This is a genomic window from Cryobacterium sp. Y11 (genome assembly GCF_002929535.1).
GTDB lineage: Bacteria > Actinomycetota > Actinomycetes > Actinomycetales > Microbacteriaceae > Cryobacterium.
Genome location: NZ_PJJO01000058.1, coordinates 74773 through 91746, shown reverse-complemented (window position 1 = coordinate 91746; position 16974 = coordinate 74773). Strand labels below are relative to the sequence as shown.

Annotated in this window: 14 protein-coding genes; 6 read left to right on the top strand and 8 right to left on the bottom strand. The window is 64.5% G+C overall.

What is annotated here, in order from left to right:
• Window positions 1–246: 246 nt before the first annotated feature.
• Both CXY75_RS12480 and CXY75_RS12475 read left to right on the top strand, forming a co-directional pair.
• Entirely contained in the window at window positions 247–1899 is a 1653-nt protein-coding gene (locus CXY75_RS12480) for an MFS transporter (protein WP_104083315.1), read from the top strand.
• Window positions 1896–2336 (top strand): MarR family winged helix-turn-helix transcriptional regulator, encoded by a 441-nt coding sequence (locus CXY75_RS12475; protein ID WP_104083137.1) that lies wholly within the window; start codon window positions 1896–1898, stop codon window positions 2334–2336. The genes CXY75_RS12480 and CXY75_RS12475 overlap by 4 nt, the downstream gene beginning before the upstream one ends.
• A gap of 110 nt (window positions 2337–2446) precedes the next feature.
• Here CXY75_RS12475 and CXY75_RS12470 read toward each other — a convergent pair whose 3' ends face one another.
• Both CXY75_RS12470 and CXY75_RS12465 read right to left on the bottom strand, forming a co-directional pair.
• Window positions 2447–3967: a cell wall metabolism sensor histidine kinase WalK gene (locus CXY75_RS12470; protein ID WP_104083136.1), complete on the bottom strand. Its 1521-nt coding sequence runs from the start codon at window positions 3965–3967 to the stop codon at window positions 2447–2449.
• Entirely contained in the window at window positions 3964–4713 is a 750-nt protein-coding gene (locus CXY75_RS12465) for a response regulator transcription factor (RefSeq protein WP_104083135.1), read from the bottom strand. Before CXY75_RS12465 ends, CXY75_RS12470 begins: the two co-directional genes overlap by 4 nt.
• 196 nt (window positions 4714–4909) lie before the next feature.
• On the opposite strand from CXY75_RS12465, the gene CXY75_RS12460 reads away from it, so the two are divergent.
• Entirely contained in the window at window positions 4910–5797 is an 888-nt protein-coding gene (locus tag CXY75_RS12460) for a hypothetical protein (protein WP_104083134.1), read from the top strand.
• A 61-nt stretch (window positions 5798–5858) separates the two neighbouring features.
• On the opposite strand, the gene CXY75_RS12455 is transcribed toward CXY75_RS12460, so the two are convergent.
• Window positions 5859–6986 carry a hypothetical protein gene (locus CXY75_RS12455; protein ID WP_104083133.1) on the bottom strand — a complete coding sequence of 376 codons (1128 nt, stop codon included), beginning with the start codon at window positions 6984–6986 and terminating at the stop codon, window positions 5859–5861.
• A 323-nt stretch (window positions 6987–7309) separates the two neighbouring features.
• On the opposite strand from CXY75_RS12455, the gene CXY75_RS12450 reads away from it, so the two are divergent.
• A complete protein-coding gene (locus tag CXY75_RS12450; protein ID WP_199182457.1) occupies window positions 7310–7837 on the top strand; it encodes a YqaJ viral recombinase family protein in 528 nt (175 codons plus the stop codon).
• 486 nt (window positions 7838–8323) lie between these two features.
• Window positions 8324–9301 carry an NADP-dependent oxidoreductase gene (locus tag CXY75_RS12445; RefSeq protein ID WP_233201877.1) on the top strand — a complete coding sequence of 326 codons (978 nt, stop codon included), beginning with the start codon at window positions 8324–8326 and terminating at the stop codon, window positions 9299–9301.
• 138 nt (window positions 9302–9439) lie between these two features.
• On the opposite strand, the gene CXY75_RS12440 is transcribed toward CXY75_RS12445, so the two are convergent.
• The 4 genes from CXY75_RS12440 to CXY75_RS12425 form a co-directional block, all read right to left on the bottom strand.
• Window positions 9440–10774 carry a fibronectin type III domain-containing protein gene (locus CXY75_RS12440; RefSeq protein WP_104083131.1) on the bottom strand — a complete coding sequence of 445 codons (1335 nt, stop codon included), beginning with the start codon at window positions 10772–10774 and terminating at the stop codon, window positions 9440–9442.
• A 3-nt stretch (window positions 10775–10777) separates the two neighbouring features.
• On the bottom strand, window positions 10778–11311 hold the full coding sequence (locus tag CXY75_RS12435) for a hypothetical protein (RefSeq protein ID WP_104083130.1): 534 nt from the start codon (window positions 11309–11311) through the stop codon (window positions 10778–10780).
• Between the two features lie 453 nt (window positions 11312–11764).
• Window positions 11765–12439, bottom strand: a complete 675-nt coding sequence (locus CXY75_RS12430) for a signal peptidase I (protein WP_104083129.1) — start codon at window positions 12437–12439, stop codon at window positions 11765–11767.
• 35 nt (window positions 12440–12474) lie between these two features.
• Window positions 12475–13080, bottom strand: coding sequence for an alternate-type signal peptide domain-containing protein (locus tag CXY75_RS12425; RefSeq protein WP_104083128.1), 606 nt, complete (start codon window positions 13078–13080; stop codon window positions 12475–12477).
• A 275-nt stretch (window positions 13081–13355) separates the two neighbouring features.
• Between CXY75_RS12425 and CXY75_RS12420 the strand changes: the two genes are divergently transcribed.
• Complete coding sequence (locus tag CXY75_RS12420) at window positions 13356–14852, top strand: deoxyribodipyrimidine photo-lyase (protein WP_104083127.1); 1497 nt, start codon at window positions 13356–13358, stop codon at window positions 14850–14852.
• A 380-nt stretch (window positions 14853–15232) separates the two neighbouring features.
• Here the strand turns inward: CXY75_RS12420 and aceB are convergent, their stop codons facing one another.
• On the bottom strand, window positions 15233–16930 hold the full coding sequence (gene aceB, locus CXY75_RS12415; protein WP_104083126.1) for a malate synthase A: 1698 nt from the start codon (window positions 16928–16930) through the stop codon (window positions 15233–15235).
• Window positions 16931–16974: the final 44 nt, after the last annotated feature.

Sequence of the window (16974 nt, the reverse complement as noted above, 5' to 3'; positions counted from 1 at the left end):
CGTGAATGAACCTTCGTCTGCGCTTCTGTCTTTCAACATGACGCAGCAACCGGCGGTCTGTGGCTAGGGTTTAGCTTAGGTGAGCGCCGCGTTCGATGCAAATCACGAGCGGATGCCGAGATGGTTGACATCGGTCTACTAGTTGCGTATAGTTGACAGTTGTTAACTAATCGCAGGAGTTTAATGAGTCGCGCATCTCGCCGCAGCACAGCATCCGTTCGTCACGCCCCCAACACCGACGGGTCAATGAGCCATCGCCAGGTATTGGAGGCCCTCTCGGGTTTACTGCTGGGCATGTTCGTGTCAATTCTGGCCGGCACGGTCGTCGCCACCTCGCTTCCGCTGATCATCTCCGAGCTCGAGGGCGATCAGTCGGCCTACACCTGGGTCGTCACCAGCACCCTGCTGGCAACCGCCGTTTCGACACCCATCTGGGGTAAGTTCGCCGACCTGTTCAACCGCAAGCTACTCATTCAACTCGCTCTGGTGGTCTTCGTGCTGGGCTCAGCGCTGGCCGGATTCGCGCAGAACACCGACACGCTCATCGTATTCCGCATCATGCAGGGGCTCGGCGGCGGCGGTCTGGCCGCCCTCAGCCAAATCATCATGGCCGACATCATCAGCCCACGCGAGCGTGGCCGGTACGCGGGCCTGTTCGGCGCGGTCATGGCCCTCGGCACCATCGGTGGCCCGCTGCTCGGCGGCGTCATAACGGATGCCTTCGGCTGGCGCTGGAACTTCTTTATCGCCCTGCCCGTCGCGATCGTCGCGATCATTTTGTTGCAGGTCACCCTGCACCTACCCGAACGCGTCAAGCGCGTGGTGAGCATCGATTACCTGGGCATCGTGCTGATCAGCGCCGGCGTGTCGCTTCTGATGGTCTGGGTGACCTTGGCAGGCAACTCGTTTGAATGGGCGTCATTAATCTCATTTGTCATGGTGCTCGGCGCAGCCATTTTGCTGCTCATAGCCGTCATCGTGGAGTTCAAAGCGAAGGAACCGATCATTCCGCTCGACCTGTTCAAGAACCGCACCGTCTCTCTGGCCGTCATCGCGAGCCTCTCGGTGGGCGTCGCCATGTTCGGCACCTCGGTCTTTCTCAGCCAGTACATGCAACTCGCACGCGGTGCAACACCGACCGAGTCTGGCCTGCTGACTATCCCGATGATGGGCGGGCTACTGATCTCCTCCACCTTCTTCGGCAACCTGATCAGCCGCACCGGCAAGTGGAAGTCCATCATGGTCTCCGGCAGCGTGCTCGTGTTGGCGGGCTCGCTCTTGCTCGGCTCGCTGCGCTACGACACGAGCCTGGTCTTCGTGGGAATCTTCATGTTCATTCTCGGCGCCGGCGTTGGCATGCTCATGCAAAACCTGGTGCTCGTCGTGCAGAACACCGTAGAAGTCACCCACCTCGGCGTAGCCACGAGCACCGTCACCTTCTTTCGCAGCCTCGGCGGCACCATCGGTGTTTCGATCATGGGCTCCGTGCTCGGCACCCTGGTGGCCCAGTACATCCGTGACGGCACCACTACTCTCAGCGCGGCCAATCAAGTCGTGGCCGCAGAGACGCTCGGCGATGGCATCATTCCGCAGGTGTCTCTGCTACCGGCGGCCCTGCGCGTCGTCGTTGAGTCGGCCTACGGCACCGGAGTGGGCAACGTCTTTTTGATCACGGTTCCGCTGGCGGTGATCACCCTGGTGACGGTCGCACTCCTGCCCAATATCCCCCTGGGTACCATGACCGGCATCGATCTGAAGCGCAAGGCCGCCGCGCAGTCTGACGGCACTGGTCAGGCGCTGGAACCGACAACCGAGCAGATTTTGGTTGACGTGAGTACGGCATCCGTTGCCCTGCCGCCGGTGACCACCGAAACGGGTGCCGGTAGAATCCGATCATGACCACCACCACAACGGATGCTGCCGTGGCGGCCATCGAGGAACAGATGACGGTACTTGCGGGGAACATTCGCGCAAGTATGCGCGACAGCGCTCTCGCCATCAACCCCACCCTGCAACCGTTCGGGCTCAAGTTCATGCGCACGCTCGAGCGTTGCGGTCCGACCCACGCCGGCGCCCTGGCCGAGAATCTGGTGGTCGATAAGAGCGTCATCAGCCGCCAGGCTCGCGCGCTGCTTGACCTCGGTTTGATAGCGACCCAGACCGATGAGGACGACGGACGGGTCAAGTATTTTGCGCTAACCCCCCTGGCCGAGGCGAAACTCGCCGAGGTGCGCGCCGATAAGTCGGCGCGCGTACTCAGTCGCCTGCACAACTGGTCTGACGAAGATCTCACCCGGTTCGCCGAGTTGCTCGCCCGGCTGAACACTCCCGACTGACCGGCGTCGACTCCTCCTGCCCGTTCAGGGCGCGAGAACCGCCGGTCGAGGCGCGAGGCACGAGTGATCGAGACCACAGGACCCCGGCTTCGACCAGCGGGATTGGCACATCAGGCCAGCGGCAGTGCTACGCGGAAGGTTGTGTGGCCGGGGCGGCTGTCGACGGTGACCTTGCCGTGGTGCGCGGCAACGACCGCGGCCACGATGGCCAAACCGAGACCGGTACTTCCGGTACTCGGCGCACCGGCAGCGTTGGCGGCGCGAAAGCGCGAACTGTCGCCGCGGGCGAAACGCTCGAACAAGGTGGCCGTGAGTTCCGCGGGGATGCCGGGACCGTCATCCGTTACCGTTATCACCGCGCTCTCGCGCTCGGCGGCGAGCGCGACCACGACGGTCGTGCCGACCGGAGTGTGCACCCGGGCGTTGGCGAGCAGGTTAGCGATCACCTGGCGTAGACGCGGTTCGTCGCCAATCGCGTCGAGGGGTTCTTCGGGCAGTTCGAGGTTCCAGACGTGGTCGCGGCCGGCGGCGTGGGCGTCACTGACGGCATCGACGAGCAGCACGGTCAGATCGACGGGCTCCAGTTCGAGTTCGCGACCTTCATCGAGGCGGGCCAGCAATAGCAGGTCTTCGACCAGCCCGGTCATGCGCACCGACTCCGACTCGATGCGACCGAGCGCGTGCATCGCGTCGGGCGGCAGCTCCTGGCCGCTGCGCCGGGTGAGTTCGGAATAGCCACGAATGGATGCCAAAGGCGTGCGCAATTCGTGGCTCGCGTCGGCGACGAACTGCCGCACCTTGCGCTCGCTTTGCTGCCGAGCCTCCAGCGCCAGGTCGACATGATCAAGCATGCGATTGAGGGCGGCGCCGACCCGGCCGACCTCGGTGCGCGGGTCGGTGTCGGCGGCCGGAACCCGGTCGGAAAGCGATACCTCCCCGCGGTCGAGCGGCAGCTGCGCCACCCGGGTGGCCGTCGCGGTCACGCGTTGCAGGGGACGCAGGGCCAGCCGCACCACCCAGGCCGCCATGACGGCGACCACGACGAGGCCCGCGAGCGAGACCAGGCCGATGATCAGAGCCAGCTGGGCTGCGGTGGCCGCCACTCCGGTCAGGGGCAAACCCACCAGGTAGAGCGTGCCGGAGCGGGACGTTTCGGCCTGCACCCGATAGTCGCCCACCTCACCGCCGAGATTGACGGTGACCGGCGCCGACTGGTTGACGTGGTCGGCCAGAAGCTGCACCTGCTCGGCCGAGAGCGCCTCAATCGCGCCACTTTGGTCGTCGGTGTAGCCGGTCGTGATGGTGGATCCGTCGTAGACGAGCGCGAGCAGCCCGGGCGGTTGAGCCGCGCCACCGAGAATGCGCTCGGCCGTCGGCGTACCGAACCGAGGGCCGCCGAAGCCATCGAGATCACCGACGCCCAGTTCCAGGCCGGAACGGTCGGCGGCGGAGGCGAGCTGCACGTCGAGCCGGTCTACCAGGGAGGCGCGCAGAATAACCACGCTCACCACGCCGATCGTGAGGCTCACGAGTGCGAGCAGGCCGACGACGGTGAGCACGAGGCGCCGCTGCAGGGTCCACGGCGAGCGGGGACGGCCGCGGCGGCGCGGCATCCGCTTGCGCTGCATCATGACGCAGTTTTGAGCATGTACCCGGCGCCACGCACCGTGTGGATCATTGGCTCACGACCGGCGTCGATTTTCTTGCGCAGATAGGAGATGTAGATCTCGACGACGGAGGATTTGCCACCGAAGTCGTAGCTCCAAACCCGGTCGAGAATCTGGGCTTTGCTGAGCACCCGGCGGGGGTTGCGCATGAGAAAGCGCAGTAGTTCGAACTCAGTCGCGGTCAGTTCGATGGCGTCGCCGCCGCGAAAAACTTCGTAGCTGTCTTCATCGAGGGTGAGATCGCCCACGGCAATGCGCGGGTCGGTCGAGTCGGCCACGGCGAGGGTGGAGCGGCGGATGAGTCCGCGCAGCCGGGCGACGACCTCCTCGAGGCTGAACGGTTTGGTGACGTAGTCGTCGCCGCCGGCGGTGAGGCCAATGATGCGGTCGTCGAGGGAATCCTTGGCGGTGAGAAAGAGCACCGGGGTCTCGTAGCCGTCGGCGCGCACCCGCTGCAGCACCTGCAGACCGTCGATATCCGGCAGCATGATGTCGAGCACGATGGCATCCGGTCGAAATTCGCGGGCGATGGTGAGCGCCTGACGGCCCTCGCTGGCGGTGCGCACCTCCCAACCCTCGTAGCGCAGCGCCATCGAGAGCAGGTCGGTGAGGGTCGGTTCGTCGTCGACGACCAGAACGCGAATGGCGCTGCCGTCGGCCTTGGTCAACCGGGGGCCATGACCGGTCCGTGCGCTCTCACGTGTGCTCATAGTGTAAGTATCGCTACTTTTCTATGAGTCGACTATGCGTTGCCCCAGCCCACACTGTGAGCAAACTTGCCTGGGCGTGCGAATTTGCCGCGTGCTGGGGCAATCCTTGGGTTCCGTCCCGAATTCTGCCGTAAATCCTGAGGTGGAACGGGCAACATCGATCAGACACGAAGTACGACAGAGGGGAAAACCGGCCATGACCTTGCCAGCTCTGCTCCGCCGCCGCGCAATCCCGTCCGGCCCGGCTGCACTCGTAGACCACGCCCCGGCCGATTCCCACAATCTGACCGACGTTGGCGGAACGACCTACTTCCTGGTCTACGGACGAGATGCGCTGTTCTGCTTCGACGGTTCGAGCCTGGCCACCGTGCCTCACGCCCCAGTGGGAATCACGCGCATGGTCGCCGTGGGCCCCGACCTCTACCTGACTGCCGAGTCCGACCGGCATCCGGGTCTCACCTCGATCCATCGATATCGCAACGGCCGGTTCACCTTCATTGCCACGACCGAGGCCTCGCAACTGCTCCTAACCAGCTTTCGCGGACGCGCTTACTTTCGACTGCAGTCCGGCCTCTGGTACATCAACGGTCGTCACCTCGTGCCGGTGGCCGGATCCCCCCGCGACATTCTCGCCCTGACGGTATTTGGTCGGGCCCTCTATGTCGTTCATCATGATTTTGCGGTGTGCGCCATCTCGACCTATAGCGGGTCATCGTTTACCCGACTGCACGGTGTTCCCGCCGAGGGGCCGTCCGGGTTCGCCGCCCTCGATGATGCACTATATATTCGTACGCACCGTCAGGTCTACGTCTGGGCGCGATCAACGTTCAGCCTCGTGTCGAGCGAACGATTCACCGGGCTGGTGGCCTACAACGGCGTGCTCTACGCCAAGGCCTACGGCACGAACAAGCTCGGCGTGCTCGGCCACACCGGCTTCTCGGAACTCGCGAACACCCCGCCGCTGGCTGGGGAGATCTACATCGCCCGCGGTGCTCTGTACTTTCTCGACCGGGCCGGACGGCTGCACACGCATCGAACGGCCACCCCGCCGCTTCGCGCGTCGACTGGCCTATCGCACGCGTAACGCAGGGTGGGCGCGCAGGTTTTTTGGCAACGCGTGTCAGTGCAGGGTTTTAGTGCAGTGCTTACTGCAGGGCTGCCAGAAGTGCCGGCTCCGGCACGAGCGCATGGCTGCCCGGCAGAAACAATCGCTGGCAGCCGTCGAGTTCGATCTGCGTCGACGTGTCGAGCCGGGTGTCGCCGCGCTCCGGCCAGAGCACCGCGAACCGGGTGAGGTCGGCCGTGCACTCGGGTGCTTGCGAAGCGGATGCTGCGGCGGCGAGCAGCGCCGCGGCATCCGCTTCAAGGATGCTCGCGCTGGCAAAGGTGCCGAACTGCAGGTTCATCACTGCACCGAGGGCATCACCATCGAGCCCGTCGATGGAGTTGAGCTCGCTGAGATCGGGGTCCCGCGCCGGGGCGACCGTGTAGACGCAGACGCTCGCGCCGTCGACGCCGGCAAAGGATGGAGTCTCAGCCGGCGACGCGGGAGTCAGCTGCACGCCCTCCCCGATCTCTGTGGGGTTGCGGTATGTCTGCAGGCCGGTGGCGCCGAAGAGCAGTGACTGCTCGGGAGCGCCGGCCGTCATGGCGCAGTTGGCGTCGAGGGCCTCGCGCGTGACCTGCAGCACGAGCGGAAGCAGGGTCGTATCGGTCAGATCGAGGTTGTCGAGGGCTGCATGGGCTGCCGGTTTGGTTTTGCCGCAGGCGGTGCGCGGCCAGGCCGCCCGCAGAGCGTCACCGTCGGCGTTTTCGAGCCAGAGCGTCGGCACCAACTCCATGTCGGCGGTGCAGACCTGATTGGGGCCCGCCTGGTCGTTGGGTTCGGCGAGTGCGGCCAGTAGCAGACCGAAATCCCCTTGGAGGTTCTCGACCGTCACGGCCGACCAGCGGCCCTGCGCGTCGTCGAGGCTGCCGAAGAAGGTGCAGCGATAAGCGGCGACGGGTTCAAAATCGGCGGGCACCCGTCCCGGATCCGGCGCGGCGGGATGCTCGGCGGTCAGATCAGTTTGGGTCGGAACCCCGTCTTGCACGACGATCTCGTGGTTGAGGTTGGGCGCCTGGCAATCGACTTCGGCAGCGAGTTGCGCAACCGGGGTGTCGGTCGCCGCGGGGAAACCGGGGAGACCGGCGCATCCGCTGAGCAGAACAGCGAGGGCGATAGCGAGCGCGCCGAATCGCGATCGGCCAACTGAGTGTGTGAGCGGCGACATAATTTTCCCCCAATTGATTGCCGTGCCCCCACGTTAGCGAAGTAGGGTCACTACGCGATAACGATTCTCAGAGCAAGCGGATGCGCCACTTCGGCCACGCAGACGGGCCTGGCGCTAGCCGCTTGCGCGGCCCGCAATCGAGCGGTACCCCCGTGGCGGTGGCGCACCGACCGGGCGCGCGGGCACACAATAGAGGAGTGCCAAATTCCACGCAGTCTCTCTTCGAGCTGGACCAGCCTTTAACGCACCCCATAGCATCCGTTTCGCTGCCGGCACCGCACACGCTGCGCATCGTCGCAGACTCGACCGACCGGGTGGCTTGGATGCGGGCGCGCAACCAGGGCATCACCGCAACGGATGTCGCGAAACTGTCGACCCCGAAATCCATTCTGAACGCGGCGCACGACAAAATGCACGGCACGAGCTTCTCTGGCAACAGCTACACCGACCACGGTCGTGCCCGCGAACCGGTCATCGCAGCCTGGGTGCTCGAAAACTATGGCATTGAGCCGAGCACGAACCTCTTTCGATCGCTGTCGCACCCGCGGCACTTGGCCACGCCGGACGGCGTCGGCGTGGCGCCCAACGGCGATCTGCACCTGGCCGAAATCAAGACCACGAGCAAGCCGTGGCGCAGCGTTCCGCGCAGCTATCTGCGACAGGTGTGGTGGCAGCAATATGTGCTCGGTGCCGAGCGCACGCTGCTGGTCTGGGAAGAGCATCAGGGCTTCGTGCCGGTTGCCCCGGTGCCCGAATGTCGCTGGATCGAACGTGACGAAGACCAAATCGCCATTCTGGTCGGCCTCGCCAACGCCCTGATCGACAATCTCGACGAGCAAGCCCGCCGCTAGCGGCCCGGCCCGCGCGCTGCACCTCCCGGTGCGCTCCGCAGTGCGGCGCAGAATTTCTGCGCTACACCTCCCCGTGCGTGACGAAGATCGCGCTACACCTCTCGGTGCGCGGGGGCTACGCCGCTGCGCGGGAGGCCCAACTCCCGCGCACTGGCGCAGCACCCGCGCAGCGTGTTGCGCGGGACTTTCGGCCGTATCGGAACTCCCGCGCACTGGCGCAGCACCCGCGCAGCGTGACGCAAAACACGGCGCCCCGGCCCCTACCCCTCACCCCTGCCCCTCACCCCTCACCCCTCACCTGAGCCTTGCGAAGGCGGACTCAGTCGACGAATCGGGCGTGAGGGGATGCAAAATCGACCTTTCGGGGCCTGTTTTGGGTCGACTTGCGTCCCCTCACCGCGAACCGTGAGCGCGCTCAGGATGTGTTCCGGGCCAGGGCCCGGGAAATGGGGCATACGGCAGGGGACATGCGCCAGAATGGAGAGCATGGCTACTGAATACGAACTGCCGGAAACCATGCGCGCCCTCGTCATTGACGAGACCGGCGCCCCCGAGATGTTGCACCTGCAAGATCATCCGCTGCCCCGTCAAATCTCCGACGAAGTGCTCATTAAGGTTGTCGCAGCCGGCCTCAACCCGATCGACGCCAAGACCAGGGCCGGCAAGGGTGTCGCGGCAGCTATCGAGCACTACCCGGCCATTCTCGGCAACGACTTCAGCGGGGTCGTCGTGCGCACGGTGTTCGAGGCCTCTGACCTACAGCCCGGCGACGCCGTCTACGGTATGGGCCGAGTTCCGCGCACCGGCGGCAGCTTCGCCGAGTACGTGTCGGTCTCGAGCATGAGCGTCGCCCGCAAACCGGCCCGGCTCAGCCACATCGAGGCCGCCGCAGTTCCGATCGCCGCGCTGACCGCGTGGGGGATGGTCAAATTAGCCGGGGCAGCTCCCGGGCAGCGGATGCTTGTGCACGCCGGCAGCGGCGGCGTCGGTCACTTCGCGGTGCAGTTCGCCCGGATGCTCGGCGCCCACGTGACCGCTACCGGCTCGACTCGCAACCTCGACTTTCTGCGCGACCTCGGCGCCGACGAGGTCATCGACTACACCACCACCCGCTTTGAAGATGTGGCACACGACCTTGACTCGGTCATCGACCTCATCGGCAACGTGCACGACGACACCGGCACCCGCTCGCTCAAGGCACTCCGCCCGGGCGGCCTGCTCGTGAATGCACCGACGGGCAGTTGGCCAACGATGGCAGCGGATGCCGCAGCAGCTGGCCGCCGCGCGACCGGTTTCAAGGTGTCCCCCGACGCGCGCACTCTCGACGAGCTCTCGACCCTGTTAGACTCCGGCGCCGTGCGTGTACACATCGATTCGGTGTTCGAACTCGCTGAGGGTGCAGCCGCCCACCGCCTGCTCGAGCTGGGTCACACCCGCGGCAAGATCGTGCTGCGCGTCTCATAAAGGTCAGCACGCGCCAGCTCCACCCCAGGTCAACACCCGCCAGCTCCACCTACCCTCAGCACGAGCCAGCTCCGCCCAGGGCCAGCGCGAGCGCCTCCTCAACGGCCGGTACCGTGCGGCTTCCGCTCAGGCGCCCGGTCATTGGGTCGCCTCCCTGAGGGTAAATTTCTGCTCGTCCTGAATGGGCGCCGTGGTATCACAGGCCTGCATGGTGAGCGAGGCATCCGCTGACTGTAGGCACTGCGTGATCTCCTCCACGCTGCGAATCTGGAAGGTCGCGGTCGAGCCGTCAATGGCGAGGAGGGTGAACCGCTGCTCGGCTTTCTTGGCGTGCGAATCGTCCGTCTTCAGCGTCACCTTCGAAAAATTCTTCGTCTTGGCCGGTGAGTCCCACACCGTGGCGTTTGTGTTTGCCACGATTTTGAAGTCACTGCCGTCGGCAACGAAACCGAACTTCACTGTTGCAACCGGCGAGCACGGTTTCGCCGTGAGCTCGGGACCGTCGGCGGCGGTGACACAGGTCTTGTCGGCGGTGACAACGTGGTACCAGGTTCCAGGCGTCGGCACCCTCGTATCAGTGGAAACCACGAGCATGTTCGAGACCGCCAGTTGAGTGCCGCTCGCGTCGAGTGAGTAGACCGTATAGCTGTAGGGAGTATTCGGCTCCCGGCCGGTGTCGGTGAAGGTCGTGGCGCTCTGCTCCATCACGACCGCTGCAGTGTCGCGGTACACCTGATAATGCGTCACGGTCGAGTCTTCGGGGGCACTCCAGCTCAATTCGATGGAGCTGTCCGTTTTCTCGCCCGCCACCAGCGCTCGTGGCGCGGTGTTGACGACAGATTGCACGGCGCTGACGATCGTGTGCGGTGAGGTCCAGTTTCCGGCCCGCGCGTGAAGATCCATGTGCGCTGTCATTGAGGTGCTCGGTCTGGTTCCGGCGACGGTGTGTGAAATCGAAGTCTGCACGCAGTACCGCGCCGTGGCGCCCGCGGCCAGGTCTCCGCTCAGAGAAACTGTCGCGGCCCAGGTACCCTCCGTAACCCCGGACTGCGGCGGCGCACCGCAGGTGCCGGCGGCCAGCGGCCAGGTGCGCACGCTGATGTCACCGGCAAACGAGTCGGAGGCAGCGGGGGCTGCACCAAGTACCAGGCTAAAGCTGGCTGGCACGTTGCCGTTCGTCAGGGTGATCGGCTTAGTGGTGGTGAGCGCGGTTGATGTGTACGTGGTCGCGAGCTCGGCAAAGCCGGTCTGCGTGATAGTGACGGCGTCCGAGCGAACGGATGCCGTGGACGTGACCGCAGCGGCGGTCCAGACCGCCTGGGCAACGCCGGTGCCGGCCAGGCTGAGAAACACGACGCTGGCGATCGCCACGGCAGTCCGCCCGGCGGGCCAGCGCAGCGGGTGGCTGGCCGCGGGGCTAGACCGGCGCTCGCGCAGCCGATACAGCTCACGGAGGGAACGAGTCGATGTCATGGCTTAGACCTGTCGTCCGTCGATACGAATTTCGAAGTTCGTGGCTGCCAGGGATTGGCTGTCGGTCGGGGCATCCGCTGTGAGCATCACCGAGACACAGAGAATCGCCGCGGCACCGGGAGCTAGGGTCGTGCCGAGGTCGGTGCTCGGTGCGTTGGCGAAGGTACCCGTAACGATGGGGGCAAGGCTCGACTCGCACTCTTCGACCGCCGAAACGACTTGCGCCCCCACGATCAGAGCGTCGGACAGCGTGGTCTGTGCCGTCGGTGGAGTCAAGCCGGCGAGGCGAAGCTGGAGCGGCACTGTACCGTCATTCTGCACGGTGACCGTGCCGACATTTCTAGCGCCGGGATACAGCGCGGTGCTGGGCATCGTGAGTGATGATGTGATGGTGAGCGTTGCCGTTCCGGCCTGGATCGTGACTGCCGGGCCGAGGTCGGTGCTTGAGTTCAACAGGGCGTACGTTCCGCCGACGGTGGCGGTAGCCAACAGGGTCGCGCCCAAGATGGCCGCGCTCGCGAGCAGAAACGATTTCACAATGTCACCGGCTTTCGCAGATCGAGAGTGGATGCTGACGGCTCCGGGTGCCCGTCGCTAAGTGGCGGGTACCCGGAGAAGACCGGTACGACCCGCGGTGCGGCCCTTCGAGTGCTGGCCTGAAAACTTCGGGTGATTTCAGGCTAACAATCGGCAGGCGTAAAGCAACGTCAGAAGCATCCGCTTCGTGATCGCCGCGGGGCAAGCGCGGCAGTGCTGCGGCTGGGCGTCCACAGCCCTGGGGAGTGGGTAATGAATTGCTGCAGCCCGTTGGTGTTTTCTTCGCCCGTAGCTCCATCCGCGATTCACACACTAGGTGGGACAGACAGCCTTGTCTGTTCCGTCCCAACCCCCAGTACGGGGAATCGGGGTTTTGCGCAATTGCGCAAATATGGCCCGTGCGTACACGATTTTCAGACGATCTCATCAGTTCCTCATGAAAATATCAACGTTTTAGTGGTTTGCTTGGTCTATCGAGTCACGGTTGGCCACAACCGAACCTGCCGGTCTACCTCCGAATTGGGCTGCGTCGCGGCGCCGCCTAACGCTGGCGGCAGCGCCGCTCACGAACATGTAGCCCGCGTAGCAAAACAGTAATGTCGCGGTCACCGGAATGATCCAGGCGCGGTTTGCACCATTGATCGCACTGTTGACGTAACCAATCAGCGGCACCGAATACCAGAGCCGGCCCTGAATTTGACCTTCGAGCACCGCGTCGGCATCCGCTTGAGAGTTGTTGTCGCCCTTCGTGACGAACGCGCGCTCGCCAGCCGTCGAGTTAATCGCGGTGATGCGATGGGTGATCACGCCAGGCTTTCCGGTCTCCATCTGGTACGTGACAACATCACCCAGCACCAGGTCATCCACCGCGACGGGCCGCACGATAATGAGAGTGCCGGGCGGAAAGCTCGGCTCCATCGAGCTGGTGAGTACGGTCAGGGGAATCGACCCGGTGGCCTTCGGCACGACGATCAGCACCACGGCCAGGGCGACAACGAGCACCAGCAGGGCGGCGCTGAGGGCGAACCCGACCGAGTGCCACAGACCAGCGGCTTGCTTGATCGGGTCGGGCTGAGCGCCCAGAGGCGGATCAACCGGGAGAGTCGCGTGGGAAGCCCGAACTTTCACGCGACTCTCCTTTCGTGGTTGTGTCTAGCGAGGGACTATGACAGTTCCAGGTACTGAGCGAGCGTCACGGCGATGCCGGAGAGGTCAACCTGTCCGGTCTTCGCTATGTCGTCATCAATGGCGGGACCCTTGTCCTTGGCGCCGGGACCCTTATCCCCGGCCGGGAACGTGATCGTCACGGTGACGAGGTACTTCGCGTCATCTTCCGTCAGGAGGAGGGGCTCGCTACCAGGCTTCGGCTTGCGGCTTTCCTGTCCTTCATCCAATTCCAGCACCTCGACTGTGGTGTCCTCCTTGAGGATTCTCTCCAGCATCTTGTCTGCATCAGACGCACTGTCCGCAACGAGCTTGCCATCGCCGACGGTGAGTCGGGCCATGATGTTGTCACCTTCTGCTTTCACGTCGAGTACGGTCTTGTAGGTGAGCGTGTCGCCCGGAACAATGAGGTAGTCAGCGATGGCAATCTTGCCGTTCTGGTCAGCCCAGACGCCGTCTCCCGCGGCGACGGTCAGCGTGCCGGCATTGATGGTTCCGCCAACGATTGACGCTTCGGAATTCCACAGCGCGAAGGTGCCTGCACCGCCGAGGAGGAGTGCGATACCGGCGGCGCCGGCGATGGACCCTGTGAGGAGCTTGTTCATTGATTTACCTTTCAAATTGTCGGTTTCGAGGTGGAATAATGGATCGTTCTCACCATCCCCACATCGAACCGTAGTGGTGAGACAGCCTCAGGTATGCTCCCCATCTGTTCTTGGAAGACCCCCAATCTGGGGGATAGAATATGGCCCGCCAACAGGACGAAAATCGCCCGCATTCAGCACAGCGACGCCCCTTGGCTCCGTGAAAACACCCACATGCTGTGCATCGCCCTGGTCGCGGTAGGGTACACACTTGGAGTAGTCGCAAGGAGACGCCCATGACTTCGCCCACCGCCGCCTCGGCCCGCTCCGGCGAGCACGCCGGCCCCGTCATAGTCTGGTTCCGCGACGATCTGCGGGTCGCCGACCATCCAGCCCTGCACGCTGCCCTGGCCCGCGACCGGCCGATCCTGGCCGTGTACATACTTGACGACGTGTCCCCCGGCGTGCGTCCACTCGGCGGCGCCGCGCGCTGGTGGCTGCACCAGAGCCTCACATCGCTCGCTGCCACGCTTGAGGCCCTCGGCGGTCGGCTCGTTCTGCGCCGCGGCGCGGCAGCCGCGATCATCGCCGAAATCGTTAGCGAAACGGATGCCGCTGCCGTCTTCTGGAATCGCCGTTACGGCGCGGCGGAACGCACGATCGATACCGCGATCAAGGCCGACTTGATCGCGCACGGCGTGGAAGCCCACAGCTTTTCGGGTTCACTGCTGTTCGAACCGTGGACAATTCAAACCGGTCAGGGTGGCTCCTATTCGGTGTTCACGCCGTTCTGGCGCGCCTGCACCGCTGGCCCCCCTCCGCGCGCGCCCTACCCGGCGCCCGCCAGCATTCCCGGCTGGAGCGGTCGCATCGCCGCAACTGACGTGCCCGCCGACGGCATCCCGTCCGACCATCAGCCCTCCGACACTCCGTCCCCCGCAGCACTCGCCTCCGACGACCTCGACGACTGGGGCCTCGAGCCCCGCGCACCCGACTGGGCGGCCGGGCTGCGCGCGGCGTGGGTGCCGGGCGAGGCATCCGCTCAGCACATGCTCGAGCATTTTCTGACTGAATCGCTGCCCCGTTACGCCACCGAACGTGACGAACCGGCCCAGAACGCCACGTCGCGGCTGTCGCCGTACTTGCGCTGGGGTGAGATCAGCGCGCACCAGGTCTGGGCCGCCACAGAGCGAGCTCGGAGCAATCTTTCGGGCCCGGCGCTGTCAAGCGCCACCCGGTTTCTCACCGAACTCGGCTGGCGCGAGTTCGCGTACCACGTGCTGTTTCACGCCCCCGACCTCGCAACGAAAAACCTGCGGCCCGCCTTCGACGCTTTCCCGTGGCCGCCGCTCGACAACGCGGCCCTGGGCGCCTGGCAGCAAGGCCGCACCGGTTACGCGCTCGTCGACGCCGGCATGCGCGAGCTCTGGCGCACCGGAAGTATGCATAACCGAGTACGCATGGTCACCGCTTCATTCCTGATCAAGAATATGTTGGTCGACTGGCGTGAGGGCGAGCGCTGGTTCTGGGACACCCTGGTCGATGCCGACGCCGCCAGCAACCCGTTCGGCTGGCAGTGGGTGGCCGGTTCCGGGGCGGATGCTGCGCCCTATTTTCGTATCTTCAATCCCAACCTGCAGGCTGCCAAGTTCGACCCGCACGAGCAGTACATCCGTGCCAATGTGCCCGAATACGGCGCGGATGCTTACCCGGCCCCGCTCGTAGACCTCGGCGAAACTCGCCGGGCAGCCCTCGCCGCCTACGACAGGGTCAAAGCTCAGCCCGCTGGCTGAGCCATCTTTCTCCCGAACGGTGAGCTTTCTACCTCGTGAGGAGAATAGCCCGGGCGTCGCTACCTGACAGCGACACCCGAGCTACCTCTCTGTTGCGTTTCCTTCGCCCGGCGCGTGCCAACCCGAACTGCCACGCTCAGGTCCAGAAGGTCACGGTGAAATAGTGGAACTATTTCACCATCCCCCTCATGAACCTTAGAGTTGATAGAAACTCATGTATGCCCCCCATTGGGTGCCACCTTCCCCCCAAACTGGGGGATGGACCACCGGTTGGTGGCCCGCTCCAAAAGGGCAACGAAAAACGGGCAAACAGCCGCTTACCCCTGTGATGATGCCGGGGCGAAGCAACCGTTTGCCCGCTTTCGCGAACGCCGTAAAAGTTAGAAGAAGCGGGCGTACGCTCCGACCGTCAGAAATGACGGAAACTCCGGCTCGAGGGCCGAGGTGCGCAGCACCATGAGGGCATCATCGAAGCGGTCAGTTGGCGTGCGCTCAAGGCCTCCCACGATCTCATCGAGCACCTCTTCGACCCAGTCGGAGTCGATCCGGCGGCCTTCGGCGGTGACCGAGTTCTCGTGAATCCACTGCCAGAGCTGCGAGCGGGAGATCTCCGCAGTCGCGGCGTCTTCCATCAGGTTGTCGATTGCTGCAGCGCCAACGCCGCGCAGCCAGGACTCGATATAGCGCAGCGCCACGAGAATGTTTCCGCGCACGCCCTCCTCGGTGATCGCTCCGCCGACCGACTCGATGTCGATCAGCTGGGCTGCCGTCACACTCACGTCAGGGCGGGTGCGCTCGACCTGGTTGGGCCGGTCGCCGAGCACAGCATCGAACTCCGCCTGTGCCGTGGCAATCAGGTCGGGGTGGGCCACCCAGGTGCCGTCGAAGCCGTCGGTCGCTTCACGCTTCTTATCGGCCGACACTTGACTGAGAGCCTGCTCGGTAACGGCCGGGTCGCGACGGTTGGGAATGAACGCACTCATGCCGCCGATGGCGTAGGCCCCTCTGCGGTGGCAGGTCGACACGAGCAGGTCGGTGTATGCCCGCATGAACGGCACGGTCATGGTGATCTGCTTGCGGTCGGGAAAGACGAAGCGGCTGCCGCGGGCACGGAACGTTTTGATGATGCTGAAGATGTAGTCCCAGCGTCCAGCATTCAGGCCAGAGCAGTGATCGCGCAGCTCGTAGAGAATTTCTTCCATCTCGAAGCCGGCCTGGATCGTCTCGATCAGAACCGTGGCACGGATGGTGCCGTAGTTGATTCCGAGGCGCTCTTCGGCGTAGCTGAAGATGTCATTCCACAGGCGAGCCTCTTTGTGGCCCTCGAGCTTGGGTAGGTAGAAGTACGGGCCGGTGCCGCCATCGATGAGCTTCTTGGCATTGTGAAAGAAATACAGGCCGAAGTCGACGAGGCTGCCGGAGGACTTCATGCGGCGGTTGGCGCGGTCCACGAAGGTAATGTGCTTCTCCACCAGGTGCCAGCCGCGCGGACGCAGCACGATGGTCGGCGCCTGCTCGTTGGTGATCTCGTACTTCTTACCTTCGGGGCTCGTGTACCGCAGCTGACCGCGCACCTGGTCGAACAGGGTCAGCTGGCCCTCAATCACGTTGGCCCAGGTGGGGCTGGTGGCGTCTTCCTGGTCAGCCAGCCACACCTTGGCGCCGGAGTTGAGCGCGTTGATGGCCATCTTGCGGTCGGTCGGTCCGGTGATTTCCACTCGGCGATCTTCGAGGCCTGGTCCGGCTCCGGCGACGCTCCAGCTCTCATCGAGACGGATGCCCTCGGTTTCAGTGAGGAATTTCGGGTCGCGACCGTTCGCGGCATCCACTCGGGTCTGCAGCCGGGCAGCGAGCAAGTCGTGGCGTGTGCCGGCGAAACGCTCGTGCAGCTCGGCCAGAAATTGAAGCGCCCCGGGGGTGAGGATCTCGTCATAACGCTCATCGAGCGGTCCGGTCACTTCGAGGTGCGAACGAATGGTCGCGAAACTGCCGGTCGTGGCCGGCACCGTTTCAGACGGTACGGCACTCGTCGGCACGGTACCGACCGACTGCTCGATGGTCGGGTTCGGGGTATTCATGGTCTGACTCCTCGCGAAAGTTGATGATGCCGATTGGTGATTGC